The organism is Micromonospora trifolii, from assembly GCF_050516465.1.
GTDB classification, from domain to species: domain Bacteria; phylum Actinomycetota; class Actinomycetes; order Mycobacteriales; family Micromonosporaceae; genus Micromonospora; species Micromonospora trifolii.
Window position 1 is genome coordinate 4,998,380 of sequence record NZ_CP191526.1, and the last position, 14,497, is coordinate 5,012,876.

General features: G+C 72.0%; 17 protein-coding genes. 8 read left to right on the forward strand and 9 right to left on the reverse strand.

Features of this window, described 5'->3' with window-relative positions; all coding sequences use genetic code 11:
- Window positions 1-94: 94 nt before the first annotated feature.
- Window positions 95-1,681 (reverse strand): MDR family MFS transporter, encoded by a 1,587-nt coding sequence (locus ACQRWP_RS23135; protein WP_430497667.1) that lies wholly within the window; start codon window positions 1,679-1,681, stop codon window positions 95-97.
- A 111-nt stretch (window positions 1,682-1,792) separates the two neighbouring features.
- On the opposite strand from ACQRWP_RS23135, the gene ACQRWP_RS23140 reads away from it, so the two are divergent.
- A complete protein-coding gene (locus ACQRWP_RS23140; protein ID WP_430497669.1) occupies window positions 1,793-2,371 on the forward strand; it encodes a TetR/AcrR family transcriptional regulator in 579 nt (192 codons plus the stop codon).
- A 42-nt stretch (window positions 2,372-2,413) separates the two neighbouring features.
- On the opposite strand, the gene ACQRWP_RS23145 is transcribed toward ACQRWP_RS23140, so the two are convergent.
- Both ACQRWP_RS23145 and ACQRWP_RS23150 read right to left on the reverse strand, forming a co-directional pair.
- Complete coding sequence (locus tag ACQRWP_RS23145) at window positions 2,414-2,923, reverse strand: GNAT family N-acetyltransferase (RefSeq protein WP_430497671.1); 510 nt, start codon at window positions 2,921-2,923, stop codon at window positions 2,414-2,416.
- Window positions 2,920-3,141, reverse strand: coding sequence for a biotin/lipoyl-binding carrier protein (locus tag ACQRWP_RS23150; RefSeq protein ID WP_181518367.1), 222 nt, complete (start codon window positions 3,139-3,141; stop codon window positions 2,920-2,922). Before ACQRWP_RS23150 ends, ACQRWP_RS23145 begins: the two co-directional genes overlap by 4 nt.
- A gap of 221 nt (window positions 3,142-3,362) precedes the next feature.
- Between ACQRWP_RS23150 and ACQRWP_RS23155 the strand changes: the two genes are divergently transcribed.
- Window positions 3,363-3,437 (forward strand): 50S ribosomal protein bL37, encoded by a 75-nt coding sequence (locus ACQRWP_RS23155; RefSeq protein WP_372433306.1) that lies wholly within the window; start codon window positions 3,363-3,365, stop codon window positions 3,435-3,437.
- A gap of 133 nt (window positions 3,438-3,570) precedes the next feature.
- Here the strand turns inward: ACQRWP_RS23155 and rsrA are convergent, their stop codons facing one another.
- The 5 genes from rsrA to ACQRWP_RS23180 all read right to left on the reverse strand — a co-directional run bounded on the left by rsrA (window position 3,571) and on the right by ACQRWP_RS23180 (window position 6,887).
- Complete coding sequence (gene rsrA / locus ACQRWP_RS23160; RefSeq protein ID WP_030336658.1) at window positions 3,571-3,858, reverse strand: mycothiol system anti-sigma-R factor; 288 nt, start codon at window positions 3,856-3,858, stop codon at window positions 3,571-3,573.
- Window position 3,859: 1 nt separating this feature from the next.
- Window positions 3,860-4,684, reverse strand: coding sequence for a sigma-70 family RNA polymerase sigma factor (locus ACQRWP_RS23165; protein ID WP_112583674.1), 825 nt, complete (start codon window positions 4,682-4,684; stop codon window positions 3,860-3,862).
- A 235-nt stretch (window positions 4,685-4,919) separates the two neighbouring features.
- Window positions 4,920-5,537 (reverse strand): alpha/beta hydrolase family protein, encoded by a 618-nt coding sequence (locus ACQRWP_RS23170; RefSeq protein ID WP_430497674.1) that lies wholly within the window; start codon window positions 5,535-5,537, stop codon window positions 4,920-4,922.
- Window positions 5,538-5,588: 51 nt separating this feature from the next.
- Window positions 5,589-5,981, reverse strand: a complete 393-nt coding sequence (locus tag ACQRWP_RS23175) for a WhiB family transcriptional regulator (RefSeq protein ID WP_354943108.1) — start codon at window positions 5,979-5,981, stop codon at window positions 5,589-5,591.
- 195 nt (window positions 5,982-6,176) lie between these two features.
- Window positions 6,177-6,887, reverse strand: coding sequence for an SOS response-associated peptidase (locus ACQRWP_RS23180; RefSeq protein WP_430497676.1), 711 nt, complete (start codon window positions 6,885-6,887; stop codon window positions 6,177-6,179).
- Between the two features lie 103 nt (window positions 6,888-6,990).
- Here ACQRWP_RS23180 and aroA point away from each other — a divergent pair, with 103 nt between their 5' ends.
- From aroA to ACQRWP_RS23200, 4 genes are all read left to right on the forward strand, one after another.
- Window positions 6,991-8,292 carry a 3-phosphoshikimate 1-carboxyvinyltransferase gene (gene aroA / locus ACQRWP_RS23185; protein ID WP_430497678.1) on the forward strand — a complete coding sequence of 434 codons (1,302 nt, stop codon included), beginning with the start codon at window positions 6,991-6,993 and terminating at the stop codon, window positions 8,290-8,292.
- A gap of 136 nt (window positions 8,293-8,428) precedes the next feature.
- Window positions 8,429-9,424: a ribosome small subunit-dependent GTPase A gene (gene rsgA, locus ACQRWP_RS23190; RefSeq protein WP_430503270.1), complete on the forward strand. Its 996-nt coding sequence runs from the start codon at window positions 8,429-8,431 to the stop codon at window positions 9,422-9,424.
- A gap of 29 nt (window positions 9,425-9,453) precedes the next feature.
- Complete coding sequence (gene hisN / locus ACQRWP_RS23195; RefSeq protein ID WP_430497680.1) at window positions 9,454-10,272, forward strand: histidinol-phosphatase; 819 nt, start codon at window positions 9,454-9,456, stop codon at window positions 10,270-10,272.
- Window positions 10,273-10,331: 59 nt separating this feature from the next.
- Complete coding sequence (locus tag ACQRWP_RS23200) at window positions 10,332-11,186, forward strand: hypothetical protein (protein ID WP_430503271.1); 855 nt, start codon at window positions 10,332-10,334, stop codon at window positions 11,184-11,186.
- Between the two features lie 45 nt (window positions 11,187-11,231).
- Here the strand turns inward: ACQRWP_RS23200 and ACQRWP_RS23205 are convergent, their stop codons facing one another.
- A complete protein-coding gene (locus tag ACQRWP_RS23205) occupies window positions 11,232-12,431 on the reverse strand; it encodes a glycosyltransferase (RefSeq protein ID WP_430497682.1) in 1,200 nt (399 codons plus the stop codon).
- Between the two features lie 224 nt (window positions 12,432-12,655).
- Between ACQRWP_RS23205 and ACQRWP_RS23210 the strand changes: the two genes are divergently transcribed.
- Both ACQRWP_RS23210 and ACQRWP_RS23215 read left to right on the forward strand, forming a co-directional pair.
- Window positions 12,656-13,654, forward strand: a complete 999-nt coding sequence (locus ACQRWP_RS23210) for an SDR family oxidoreductase (RefSeq protein ID WP_430497684.1) — start codon at window positions 12,656-12,658, stop codon at window positions 13,652-13,654.
- A complete protein-coding gene (locus tag ACQRWP_RS23215) occupies window positions 13,654-14,445 on the forward strand; it encodes an ATP-binding protein (protein ID WP_430497686.1) in 792 nt (263 codons plus the stop codon). Before ACQRWP_RS23210 ends, ACQRWP_RS23215 begins: the two co-directional genes overlap by 1 nt.
- The last annotated feature ends 52 nt before the right edge of the window (window positions 14,446-14,497 follow it).

Here is a 14,497-nt window from a genome sequence, read left to right on the forward strand (position 1 = left end):
AGGCTTATGCCGGGACAGAAAGTGCAAGATCGCGGGGGAAAGGGCGCGCCGCGCCGGCCCTGAGGGCTGACGCGGCGCGTGTCGCTCGGTGGGGTCAGGCGACCGGGGCCTTGCCGAGGGCGACCTCGGCGTCCTCCTCCGGGGTGGCCTGCGGCGGCGCCTCGTTCGCGGTGCGCAGCGGGATCTCCTTTATGAACCAGGCGAGCACCGGGATCACGATGGTGAACAGCACCGCCCAGAGGAAGACGTGCGAGATGGCGTCGGAGAGGCCACCGAGCACCAACTCGCGGGCCTGAGCGGGCAGGTCCTTGAGCTTCTCCAGGTCCATCCCGGCGCCGCCGGACTCGCCGCCGAAGGCCCGACCGCCCTCGGAATTGGCCAGCCGGTTGGCGAAGATCGCGCCGAACAGCGAGATGCCGAACGAACCGCCGATCGACCGGAAGAAGGTGGCCGCGCCGCTGGCCGCGCCGAGGTCCTTCTGCTCCACGCTGTTCTGCGCGATCAGCATGGACGTCTGCATGAGAAAGCCCATGCCGACGCCGAGCACGACCATGTACAGCGAGGACATCAGCTTGCTGGTGTCGGTGTCGAGCATGGACAGCAGCGCCATGCCCGCGGTCATGACGACACCACCGATGATCGGGTACGCCCGGTACCTGCCGTTGCGGGTGATCGCCCGGCCGATGACCAGCGAGACGACCAGCATGCCGAACATCAGTGGCAGCAGCAGCAGACCGCTGTTGGTGGCCGACGCCCCCTGCACGGTCTGCTGGTAGAGCGGCAGGAAGTTCATCGCGCCGAACATCGCGAAGCCGAGCAGGAAGCCGATCACCGAGATCAGCGCGAAGTTGCGGTTGGCGAAGAGCGCCAGCGGCAGGATCGGTTCCTGGACCCGGCGTTCCACCAGGCCGAACAAGACCAACGTCACAAACGCGAGCACGGCCAGGCCGGAGATCTGCGCCGAGGTCCAGTCGTACTCGTTGCCACCCCAGGTGGTGATGAGCACGATCGCGGTGATGCCGACCGAGAGCAGCCCGGCGCCGAGCCAGTCGATCCGGTGCTCGGTGCGGTACTTCGGGAGGTGCATGGTGGTGATCAGCACGAGCAGCGCGACTCCGCCCAGCGGCAGGTTCACGTAGAACGCCCAGCGCCAGGAGAGGTGGTCGGTGATGAATCCGCCGGCCAGCGGGCCGGCGACCATGGCGATGGCCATGATGCCGGCGATCATGCCCTGGTAGCGCCCACGCTCGCGGGGCGGGACCAGGTCACCGATGATCGCCATCACGCCGACCATGAGGCCGCCGGCACCGAGGCCCTGCACGGCCCGGAAGGCGATGAGCTGGACCATGCCGTCCTGCGGGCCGCCGAGCATCCCGGAGCCGGCCATGCCACAGAGTGCGGAGCCGACCAGGAAGACGACGACCGAGGTCAGGAAGACCGACTTGCGGCCGTAGAGGTCACCGAGCTTGCCCCAGATCGGGGTGGAGACGGTGGTGCCCAGGACGTACGCGGTAACCACCCAGGTGAAGTGGTTGAGCCCGCCGAACTCGCCGACGATCCGCGGTAACGCGGTGCTGACGATCATATTGTCGAGCATCGCGAGCATCATCGCGATCATCAGCCCGAACAGCACGACCCGGATGTTGTTGGGTCGCGTGCCGGCCTGGGTTGCCTGAGTCATGGGTAAGCTCCCCCCGAAGATTGCCGTACTTACTTGCCGCCCGGCTAGTCACCTTACTAGCCGCACGGTAAGTTGGGTACAAGCAACGGTCAAGCCATTTGGAGGGCGTAGGTGAGCGAGAGCACAGGCGGCGGAACGCGGGAACGGATCAAGGCCGTCGCGCTCGAGCTCTTCACCGAGCAGGGGTACGAGAAGACCTCGCTCCGGGAAATCGCCGAGCGCCTCAACGTCACCAAGGCCGCGCTCTACTACCACTTCAAGAGCAAGGACGACATCGTCGCCAGCTTCGTCGAGGACCGGCTGGAGGGGATGGACGCGTTGATCGCCTGGGCCGCCACCCAACCCGCCACCCTGGCCACCCGGCGCGAGCTGATCTCCCGGTACGCCGACACGATGTTCGACGGGACCCAGCCGTCGGTGATGCGGTTCTTCGAGCAGAACCAGACCGCGCTCAAGAGCCTGTCCGCCGGCAAGAAGATGCGCGGTCGGATGTTGGAGCTGGCCGACGCGCTCTGCCGGGGCGATGACTCTCCCGCCGCCCAACTGCGCGCCGCGCTGTCGATCTTTGCGGTGCACACCAGCTGGTTCGCGGTCCGCGCGCCGCACATCAGCGACGACGAACGCCGCAAGCTCGCCCTGGAGGTGGCCGACGAGCTGCTGGCCGCCATCGGCACGCAGCCCGACGCCTGACCCGGTCGTGATCGTTCCGGCCCGGGCTCGTCGGCCGGCGGCTCAGCCGCGCGTCAGCTCCAGCCGCAGGCCGAGCAGGTCCACACCCGGCGCCGGTGACCAGTCCTTCTCCGGCGAACGGACGAACCCGCGCCGCGAGTAGAGCCGGTGCGCCGGATCGGCCATCCCGGCCCGGACACAGATCACCACCGCCGTGCAACCCAACCCGGTCGCCCGCTCGACACACGCCTCGACCAACGCGGCACCGACGCCCCGCCCCTGCGCGCCAGGGTCGACCGCGAGCATCCGGAACTCCGCCTCGCCCGGCCCGGACAGCTCGGCGAACGGGGTGCCCGGCAGCACGAACGTCACCGAGCCGAGCACCGCCCCGGTCACCTCGTCGACCGCGACCAGCACCTCGCCGTTGACGGCTCGGGTCGACACGTCGGCCAGCACCTCGCCGTACCCGTGCTCGCCCTTGAGCTGGCCGTCCGCCTCGTACGCGGCCACGGTCAGCCGGGCCACCGCAGGGAAGTCGGCCGACTCGGCCGGACGGACCCGCAACCCGGTCAAGCGATCACCGCGATCAGGTCACCGTCCTGCACGACGTCGCCCTCGTTGACGACGAGCTGCTGGAGCACGCCATCGGACTCGGCGACGACCGGGATCTCCATCTTCATCGACTCGAGGATCACCAGGGTGTCACCCTCGGTCACCGTGTCACCCGCCGTGGCGACGACCTTCCAGACGTTGGCCACCATCTCGGCGCGGATCTCCTCGGCCATGTCCAGGCCCTCCCTCTTCGCGACGTGCCTGCCGATGTATCCAATCATGCGCCGACCGGCGACGGGCGGGCAGCGGCACAGCCGGGATGACAGGCCCGCCCTGGGGAAGGCGGCGGGTGTCGGCCGCACTACCATCAGCGGGTCGGACCCGACGCCGGACCGCCGGTGGCCGCATCCGCGCCGAGGTCGTGCGCAGGACGGATCCGACCCATCACGAGGAGGTCAGCATGGCGAAGAAGTCCCGGAAGAAGAAGGCTCGTAAGAAGAACGCCGCGAACCACGGCAAGCGTCCCAACTCCTGAACGGGTCGACGGGCCGACTGCCCGTCGCCGCTCAGCCGGCCGAGGCCGGGTACACCGGTGGCCCGGGTCGACATCGACCCGGGCCACCGGTCTTGCCAGCTGGTGCCGACGCTCGATCGGCCAACTCAGACGCTCAGTCGGCCAGCTCACGGGAGTCGCTGGTCTCGAAGACCACCAGCTCGGTGAGCTTGACCCGCAGCCGCTCACGCAGCTCATCCGGCGCGGTCTCGTTGCCACAGCAACGCGCCACCAGCGCCCGCACCTCCTGCTCCAGCCCGTACTCGCGCAGGCAGGGCCCGCACTCGTCCAGGTGGTGCCGGATCAGCGAGCGGCGCTCGTCGGCGCACTCCAGATCCAGGTAGAGATACACCTCCGCGAGCACTTCGCGGCAGTCCGTCTCGTGCGGCTCCCCACAGCTCACGTCACACCTCCCGGCCGGCAGCGGCGGTCGAGCCCTTCGCTGAGCGGGCCGCACTGAAGCCCCGCTCCCCCGCGTAACGCTCGAGCAGCTTGCGCAGATTACGACGGCCCCGGTGCAGACGCGACATCACGGTGCCGATCGGCGTGCCCATGATGTCCGCGACCTCCTTGTAGGAGAAGCCCTCGACATCGGTGAGGTAGACGGCCAGGCGGAACTCCTCCGGCAACTGCTGGAGGGCCTCCTTGACGTCACTGTCCGGCAGCCGGTCCAGTGCCTCGGTCTCGGCCGAGCGCAACCCGCTGGAGGTGTGCGACTCGGCCTCGGCGAGCTGCCAGTCGGTGATCTCCTCGGTGGGCGCCTGGATCGGCTGGCGCTGCCGCTTGCGGTAGGAGTTGATGTAGGTGTTGGTCAGGATCCGGTAGAGCCAGGCCTTGAGGTTCGTGCCCTGCTCAAACTGGTGGAAGGCCGCGTACGCCTTCAGGTACGTCTCCTGGACCAGGTCCTCGGCATCCGCCGGGTTGCGTGTCATCCGCAGCCCAGCAGCGTAGAGCTGATCGACGAATGGCATCGCGTCCCGCTCGAATCGGGCCCTGCGCTCGTCCGTCTTCTCGGTGGTCAACCGCACATCCCCTCGCGTCGGATGCTTTCCCGCCGAGGATACGCGCACGGACCTGCCCGCAGATTCACTTCCAGCCGGTGTGCCCGTGCTCACCGCACCCACCCCGCCCGGTCCCGCCGTCGCGGGCCACTCCGGGCCATCCAGCAGCCGCTTCAGCTGCCGGGCGTCCCGTTCGTCCCGTTCCAGGCTTCGTGTCTCGGTTGGCACCGGTCACCCCCCTCGCAGAAAAGTCGTCCGGGGGTAGTAACGCGAGATGACCACTGGGGCATTCCGTCCGGCCCTCCCGTTCCTGGTCCCGGCCCCGACGGCGGCCGGCGCTGGGACCAGGAAGGGCCTGGGAGGACTGGTGTCACCGGCCCTGATCGGGCCGGCGGCACCATCGGATGCAACGACCCGTGCCCGGCGCCGGAAACGGTCGCCCCGGCGAGCCGGCCGCGGCGGGTCAGTTGGCCGCCCAACCCTGGGCGGACAGCCAGTCGCGCACGGCGGTGGCGGTGCCGGCCGGATCCCGGCGCAGATCGTGCGTCTCACCGGGACGGCTCACCACCTGCACGGCCGGCCCCGGCTCCGGCGTCCCGAACGGGTCCCGGTCGCCGTTGACGACCAACGTCGGTAGGCCGGTGTCCAGTTCGGCGGCCCGCGAGCGTTCCGGCCGGCCGGGCGGGTGCAGTGGAAAGGCCAACGCGACCACGCCCACCGCGCCCACCGCACGGGCCGTCCGGCAGGCCACCCGAGCACCGCTGGAACGCCCACCGACCACCACCGTCGGCACGCCGGCGTGCCGGTCACGCAGCACGGCGAGCACCGCCGCCCAGGCCTCGTCGAGGTGACCTGCCGGCGCCGGCGCACGTCGGCCGGCTACCCGGTAGGGCTGGGTCACCCGGACCACCGCCAGGCCGGCCGCCACCGACGCGTCCCGGACCGCGAGCAGGTCGGGCGCGTCGACGCTGCCGCCCGCGCCGTGCCCGAGCACGAGCAGAGCGGTGGCCGGGCGGACCGGCAGGTCGGTGTCGATCCACGCCGGACCGCGCGGGGTGTCGATCTCGTTGCTGGCTGGCACCGGCCTATTCTGCGCCGCCGGACGGGCGTCGGGTGCGAACCCGGCCGCCGATCAGCTCAGCGGGACCAGGGCGAGCAGGCGATCGCGCACCGGCGGGCCGGCGTCGTCGATGGCGTCCGGGTCGGGTTCGACCTCGCCGCGCCAGGCGACCAGCATCGCCCGTCGTTCCCGCGGCGTGGTGCCGCCCCACACGCCGTGGCAGTCACCGACGTCGAGGGCCCAGGCCAGGCAGGACCCCTGCACGTCACAACTGCGACACAGCGCGACGGCGGCGTCCGCCGGCTCGTTCGGTGCCGGAAAGAATGTCTCCGGATCGACGCTCTGGCAGGTTCCCCTGGTGCGCCACGCGTCGTCCTCTCGCCGTTCTCGCACGGCCCGCAGCAGTCGCGGATCTCGCCGCGCCGCCGCCACCTCGTGCGGGCGCGGCATACGTGCCCGTGTCATCCACCCACCTCCCCCGTGGGACCGGCAAAATCTGTGGACGTCGTCCGCCCCGTGCGGATCGACAGCCACTACCGGCGCTGTGTTCTATCGCACTTCACAACACCGGGACAAGGGTCTGCCGGGAACATGACTAAACAGTCAGGAGACGAATCGAGCGGAACCCTGGCAAATCGGCGGACGACGATGCACAGCGCGTCAGAACAGGGTCAGCTCCTGCGGTGTCACCGTCGGCGCCACCGCCACCCGGGCGGTCAGCTGCGGCCCGTCGTTACGAACGTCTCCCACCGCCGCACCCACCGGGCGGATCTCCAACCCCGCCAACTGCTCCGCCGACGCCGGCGTGAGCAGCCGCCCCGGTTCGTCGGTCGGCGCGAGCCACGACGACCAACGCTCGGGTGGCAGCAGCACCGGCATCCGGTCGTGCACCTCGGCCAGGTCGCCGAGCGCCGCGGTGGTCAGCACGCTGAAGGTGAGCCGGGTCTCGGCGTCGGACTCCCAGACCGACCAGATGCCGGCCAGCGCGAGCACCGAACCGTCCCGGGGGGTCATGAAGTACGCCTGTCGCTCGCCGTCGGGCAGCCGGACCCACTCGTACCAGCCGTCGGCCGGGACCAGGCAACGGCGACGGGAGAAGGAGCCGGCGTACGCCCGGCTGGTGGCCACCGTCTCCGCTCGCGCGTTGATCATGCGGGCGGCTCCCGAGACGGACCGGGACCAGTGCGGCAGCAGACCCCAGCGGCCGACACAGAGGCTGCGGTGCCCCTCCGGGCTGACCCGGACCAGTGGCACCGGGTCGGTCGGCGCGACGTTGTGATCCGCTCGGACCAGGCCGTCGGAGTCGTCGGAAGACTCGAACAGCGCGCTCAGCTCGCCGGCGCTCCGAGTGGTCGCGTACCTGCCGCACATGGGGCACACGCTAACGCGTCGGAGACCCCGTCGGCTGTCCCGCCAACCGGGAGTACGAGCGCCGGGCGCCGCCGTCCACCCGCCGACACGGCAGAATGTAACCGTGGGGAACCTGACCGCGACCCGGCCGCCGCAGCCGTGGACCGCACCGACCGCATCCGACCCGGTGGCGGCGACGCTGCGCCTGCCCGGTTCCAAATCGATGACCGCCCGGGCCCTGGTGCTCAGCGCGCTGGCCGCCGGCCCGTCGACGCTGGCCCGGCCACTGCGCGCCCGCGACACCGAGTTGATGGCCGCCGGCCTGCGAGCGATGGGCGCGCACGTCTCGATCAGCGACGACGAGCGCTGGCTGGTCCGACCGCACCCGCTGGCCGGCCCCGCGCACGTCGACGTCGGGCTGGCCGGCACCGTTATGCGGTTCGTGCCACCGGTGGCGGGCCTGGCCGACGGGCAGGTCACCTTCGACGGTGACCCGTACGTGCGCACCCGGCCACTCGGCCCGCTGGTCGGCGCGCTGCGCTCGCTGGGCGTTCGGATCGACGTCACCGGCACCGGCAGCCTGCCGCTGACCGTGCTCGGCACCGGCCGCGTCACCGGCGGCGAGGTGGTGATCGACGCATCCGCCTCCAGCCAACTCGTCTCCGGGCTGTTGCTGGCCGCCCCGCGCTTCGACCGGGGCGTCGTGGTCCGCCACGTCGGCCCGCCGGTGCCCTCCGCGCCGCACCTTCGGATGACGGTGCAGATGCTGCGGGCCGCCGGTGCGGCGGTCGACGACGGCACCCCCGACGTCTGGGCCGTCGAGCCCGGCCCGCTCACCGGGCGCGGCTGGGACATCGAACCGGACCTCTCCGGTGCCGTGCCGTTCTTCGCCGCCGCCCTGGTCACCGGTGGCGAGGTCACCTTGCAGGGTTGGCCGCACAGCAGCGCGCAGCCGGTCGAGAAACTCCGCTCGCTGCTACAGCGGATGGGCGGCGAGGTCACCCTCTCCACCAACGGGCTCACCGTCCGTGGCACCGGCGTGGTGCACGGTCTGACCGCCGACCTCTCCGACGTCGGCGAGCTGACCCTCGTGCTGACCGCGCTGGCCATGCTGGCCGACTCGCCGTCGGTCTTCACCGGCGTCGGGCACATCCGTGGCCACGAGACCGACCGACTGGCCGCGCTCGCGCGCGAGTTCGGCGGGCTCGGGGCGGACATCACCGAAACACCGGACGGGTTGGAGATCCGGCCCCGACCGCTGCGCGGCGCGGTCTTCCGCACCTACCACGACCACCGCATGGCGCACGCCGCCGCGGTGGCCGGGCTCGCCGTTCCGGGCATCGAGGTGGACGACGTGGGGTGTACCTCCAAGACCATGCCCGAGTTCCCGGCACTATGGTCAGCGATGGTGACCGGCAAGAGCTGACGCGAGAAGAGGACAGGTCCTGGCGACCAAACGGCGGGAGTACGACGAGGACGACGTACGGGTCCGGCCCGGAAAGTCGTCGCGCCCGCGTACGCGCACCCGCCCACAGCACACCGACGCGGTCGACGGGTTCGTCATCGCCGTCGACCGGGGGCGCTACACCTGCGTGCTCTCCGGGGCCGAGCGCGGCGTGGTCGGCGCCGAGCTGCCCACGGTCACCGCCATGCGGGCCCGCGAGCTGGGCCGCAAGTCGGTGGTGGTCGGTGACCGGGTCAGCCTGGTCGGCGATACGTCCGGCGCGGAGGGCGCACTCGCCCGCATCGTCCGGATCGCCGAGCGCCGTTCAGTGCTGCGCCGCACCGCCGACGACGACGAGACCACCGCCGAGGGTCGGCTGGAACGGGTCGTGGTGGCCAACGCGGACCAGTTGGTGATCGTCAGCGCGTTGGCCGACCCACCGCCACGTACCGGGTTCATCGACCGCTGCCTGGTGGCCGCGTACGACGCGGACGTCGAGCCGCTGCTCTGCCTCACGAAGGCCGACCTGGCCGGGCCGGAGGAGGTGCTCGGCTACTACACCGAGCTGGAGCTGCCGTACGTGCTCAACCGCCCCGACTCCGACCTCGACGCGCTCCGTTCGCTGCTCAGCGGCAAGGTGTCGGTGCTGGTCGGGCACTCCGGCGTGGGCAAGTCGACGCTGGTCAACCGCCTCGTTCCGGACGCGCTGCGCGCGGTCGGCGTGGTCAGCGCGATCGGCCGGGGCCGGCACACCTCGACCAGCGCGGTGGCGCTACGGCTGCCACCGGTGCCCGGGATCGACACCGACCCGGGCTGGATCATCGACACCCCCGGGATCCGCAGCTTCGGGTTGGCGCACGTCTCGGCCGACAGCCTGCTGCACGGCTTTCCGGACCTGGTCGAGGGCACCGTCGACTGCCCACCGAACTGCCCCCACACGGCCGACGAGACCGACTGTGGGCTGGACGCGTGGGTGGCCGCCGGTAAGGCCGACCCGCGCCGGCTGGCCTCGTACCGTCGGTTGCTCGCCTCCCGGGCCGGCGAGGGTGACTCGCGCGGCGACAGCGACCAGCGCGGTCCCGGCGAGGGTGACCGGCGCGGGCCCGACGAGTGACCCGACGGGCGTGGGCTAGGTTGCCGGGCATGACCGGGTACGCCGACGACCTCGCCCTCGCCCACCTGCTCGCCGACCGGGCCGACGCCATCGCCACGGCCCGGTTCCGCGCGCTCGACCTTCGCGTCGAGGCGAAGCCCGACCTGACCCCGGTCTCCGACGCGGACACCGCCGTGGAGCGGGAGATCCGCGCCCTGCTGGCCGAGCGCCGACCGGCCGACGGCCTGCTCGGTGAGGAGTACGGCGCGCAGCCGTCCGCCGACCCGAACGGCCGCCGGTGGATCATCGACCCGATCGACGGCACCAAGAACTTCGTCCGTGGCGTACCGATCTGGGCCACCCTGATCGCGCTATACGACGGCGATCGGCCGGCGGTCGGCGTGGTGTCCGCACCAGCGCTCGGACGACGCTGGTGGGCCAGCGCGGGCGCGGGCGCGTACGCCGGGCCGGGCCCCGACGCGGGCGAACGGATCGGCGTGTCCGCGGTGCGTGGGGTCGCGGACGCCAGCTTCTGCTACTCGTCACTGAACGGGTGGGAGGAAGTCGGGCGGCTCGACGCGGTGCTCGACCTGATGCGGGGCAGCTGGCGCAACCGGGCGTACGGCGACTTCTACGGCTACATGCTGTTGGCCGAGGGGGCACTTGACGTGATGGCCGAGCCGGAGTTGTCAGTGTGGGACGTGGCGGCGCTGGTGCCGATCGTCACGGAAGCGGGTGGCACCGTCACGGATCTGGCCGGACAACCGGCCCCCGCCGGCGCCCCGGGCACCGACAGCAGCGTGGTGGCCACCAACGGTGTGCTGCACGCCGACATCCTCGCCCGCCTCAATCGACCAGCCGAGCGCTGACCCCCGGCAACCTCTATCCTCGCCAGGTGGTCTCCTCCGGTTGGTGCTTTCTCGCGGCGATGATCGTCGCGTACGGCTTCGCCAACCTGCTCCAGTCGGTGGCGGCGGCCCGCACCACGGTCCACCACACCTTCGATCCGGGCCTGCTGCTGCGCCTCGCCGGGCACCGGACGTACCTGATCGGCCTCGGCTGTCAGATCGGCGGCTTCGTGCTCGCCTTCCTGGCCCGGCGGGACCTGCCGCTGTTCCTCGTGCAGGCCAGCGTGGCCGCCGGGCTCGGGGTGACCGCCATCCTCGGGGTGCTGGTGCTCAAGTGGCGGCTGCCGGCGGCGGAGGTGGTGCTGCTGGCGCTGCTCTTCGCGGGGATCACCGCGCTGGTGCTGTCCGCGCGGCCGGCGCCGTCGAAGCAGCTCGGCACCGCCGGCTCGATCGCCCTGCTGGTGGCGCTGGGCGTGATCGCGGTGCTCGGTGTCTTCGCCGTCCGGCTGCGCGGGGCGCCGGGTTCGGTGGCCCTCGGCTCACTGGCCGGGCTGGCGTTCAGCTCGGCCGCGGTCGCCGCCCGGCCACTGGCATCCGCGCCGTCCGCCGAGGCATTCCTCGCCGACCCGCTGTTCTACCTGCTGATCGCCCACTCGATCGTCGGTCAGCTGCTGCTCGGTCTGGCCATGCAGCGCGGCTCGACGACCGCTGCGGTCGCCGCGATGGACGCGGCCGGTGCGGTGCCGGCCGCGATCGTCGGCCTGCTACTGCTCAACGACAAGATCTGGCCGGGGCGGGAGTGGCTGGCCGCGGCCGGCTTCCTGGTCACCCTGGCCGCGGTGATCGGCCTGACCCGGTACGCCGAACCGCAGCAGCACCGCTCGGTGGCGCGCCGTCGGGACCGCGCCATGGTCGGTGCCGGCCGGCCGGGCTGACCATCCGGCACCGCACCACAGCAGAGCGGTTACAGCACCGCCGACTCAAGCCTCGACCGGCTTGCGGCGGCTCACCACCCGTTCGTAGAGGCGTTCCAACGCGCCGGCGGTCCGCTCCCAGGTGTAGCTGCTGCGCACCCGGTCCACCGCGGCGTGCCCGTACGCGAACCGGCCGGCGTTGTCGGCGAGCAGCCGGCGCATCGACACTCCGAGTGCGCGTACGTCACCGGGGGGCACCAGACGGCCGGTGACCTCGTCGACGACGGCGTCCGCCAGGCCGCCCATCGCGTAGCCGATCACCGGCACCCCGCAGGCCATCGCCTCGAGCGAGACCCGCCCGGCCGAGGAGTAGTGCGGCGTGCAGGCGACCACGTCCGCCGACCGGTACCAGGTGGCCATCTGGTCGTGCGGCACCGCCCCGACGAGCCGTACCTGGTCGACGACGCCGAGCTGTTCGGCCAGCTCACGCAGCCGGCGCGCCTCGGCGTGGTTGGCCAACTGGTCGGCCGGCGGCCCACCGGCGATCACCAGCTCGGCGTCACCGACAAGCCGCATCGCCCGGATCAGGTCCTCCTGGCCGTGCCCGGCGGCCAGCGAGCCCACCGAGAGGATGCGGGGCCGCTGTTCGCGCGGCGCGGCCTCGCCATCGGGATGGAACAGGTCGATGTCGACGCCGGCCGGCACCAACGCGACCGAGCTGCGTTGCAGACCCATCCGGGTCAGCTCGTCGACCTCGTCGTTGGACTGGGCCACGGCGATGTCGACCGCTCGGGTCAACGCGCGCTCCAGCGTGATCCGCTGGCCCGGCCCGTCGTAATGGCCGCCCAGGTGACGCAGCTGCTCGATGCCGAGCGAGTGGAACGTCTGCACCACCGGAATGTCGGTCTCCCGAACCGCGTGCGCGGCGGCCAGGCCACCGACCCAGTAGTGCCCGTGCACCACCTCGGGCCGCCAGGCACCCGACCAGTCGTCGGCCAGCCAGCGACCGACCTCCGTCACGTACGGGATCAGCTCGGCGGTGGGTAGTGCGTTGGGCGGGCCGGCGGGCACCTGGTGCACCTGATAGCCGTCGACGTTCGTCGTCGCCGGCAGCGTCGGGTCGTCGCGGCGCACGTAGAGCCGGACGTCATGGCCTCGCTCGGCCAGCTCGGCAGCGACCCGCGCGGTGTGCTGTCGGGTGCCGACCGGCGGGCCGTCGGCGTGGCGGTAGGAACTGGCGTGCGCGCAGACGAGGCCGACGCGCATGGGTCACCTCCCTGCGATCTTTCCTCGGCGGTGGTCCTCCCGGTCAGAGCGTCCCATTAACCCCGCGACGCTGAGCCGAAACCTGGCAGATCGGGAAGAGTCCGCGCGAGTGCCACCGACACTTGCGCCACGGCAAGCACACGCGACACGCGACAGCAGGGTTCGACGATGATCGACAAGCCGTCGTCGGTGTGACCAGGCCCGGCCGGGGGTACCGCTCAGGAATGCCGCTGACCCGCAGTCTCGACGATTCGACCGTGGTGATCACCGGCGCGTCCAGCGGGATCGGCACGGCGACCGCGTACGCACTGGCTCGCCGGGGCGCCGCCGTCGTGCTGGCCGCCCGCAGCGAGCCCGCCCTGCTACAGGTCGCGCAGCGCTGCCGGGAGCTGGGCGGCCAAGCGCTGGTCGTACCGACCGACGTCACGGACTTGGAGTCGGTGCGACGGCTGGCCGATCGGGCGGCGGCCGAGTTCGGCCGGATCGACGCCTGGGTGAACAACGCCGCGGTGAGCGCCGTGGGGCTGTTCGACGAGATCCCGGTCGCCGAGTTCCGCCGGGTGCTGGAGGTCAACCTGCTCGGGGCGGTGCACGGCATCAAGGCGGCCCTGCCCTACCTGGGCGCCGCCGGTGGCGGTGTGCTGGTCAACAACGCCTCGGTGCTGGCCGAGGTGGCCATGCCGTACCAGTCGGCGTACAACGCCACCAAGCACGGCATCCGCGGGCTGGCCGACACCGTCCGGCAGGAGCTGCGGGTCACCGGTCGCGGTCACATCTCCGTCTGCACTGTGCTGCCGGCCACGATCGACACCCCGTTCTTCCGGCACACCGGCAACCACAGCGGCCGAGATCTGGTGCCGCCTCCTCCGGTCTACCCGCCGGAGGTGGTCGCCGAGACCATCGTCCGGCTGCTGCGCCGGCCCCGCCGCGAGGCGTACGCCGGCGGCGCGGCCCGGCTGATCGGCCTCCAGTGGCGGCTGGCGCCCGCGCTGATGGAGCGCACCCTCGGCTGGTACGCCCACCGCACCCAGTTCGGCCCGGGTGCCCGGGTGGACAGCAGCGGCAACGTGTTCCACGCCGATGCTCAGGCACGCCAGGACGGTGGCTGGAACGGTCGGCGGCGACAGTTGGTGCGGATGACCGCCGCGTTCGGTCTGGCCGCCGCCGGCACCGCTGTCGGCACCCTGGCGGCCATCAACCGCCGCTCCCGGTCGGACCGCTGATGGCCGATGTCGAGCGCCCGAATGCGCTGACCGTCACCGGCGCGCACAATGGGGCGATCATGTCGAGCTGTCTCGTGGAAATCGACGAGTCGTCAGCGGTGGTCCGGCTGACCGGTGTGCTCGATGCCGCCGGCGCCGAGGCGTTGCGCGGCGCGCTGCTCGCCCGTCTGCTGGCCCGGCCCGGCCCGGTGGTGGCCGACGTGACCGGCCTGCGGGTCGTCGACCCGGCCGGGCGGGGCGTCTTCGCCGACGTACGCCGGGAGGTCGCCGACTGGCCCGCCGCGGACCTGCTGCTGTGTGACCCGGCGGTCGACGGGCCCGCCCACCCGGACGCCGCGCTCGCCGGGGTGCCGGCCTGGCCGACGCTCGACGGGGCGCTGGCCGCTGTCGCGGCGACACCACTGGCGGCGGTGCTCACCGCCGAACTGGCTCCGGCGGTGGGAGCCGCCCGGCAGGCGCGCGAGCTGGTCACCACCGGTTGCGAGCGCTGGGGCATGCCGACGCTCATCGACCCGGCGTGCATCGCGATCACCGAGATGGTCAACAACGTGGTGGCGCACGCCCGGACCCCGATGACGGTTCGACTGGCGCCCCAGGAGACCACCCTGCACCTGGCGGTTCGCGACCACTCCCCGCGTCAGCCGACGTTCGCCGGGATATCCCCGCCGACCCGGGCCGGCGGCCGGGGCCTGCTGCTGATCGACACGGTGACCCGTCGCTGGGGCAGCAGTGCCGTACCGGACGGCAAGGTCGTCTGGTGTGTGCTGCACCCCGACGACGAGGCCGCCTGACGGGGCTTTCGCCATCGGCGCCCGGTTCGGCGACGTACCGCCGGAGGTCGCC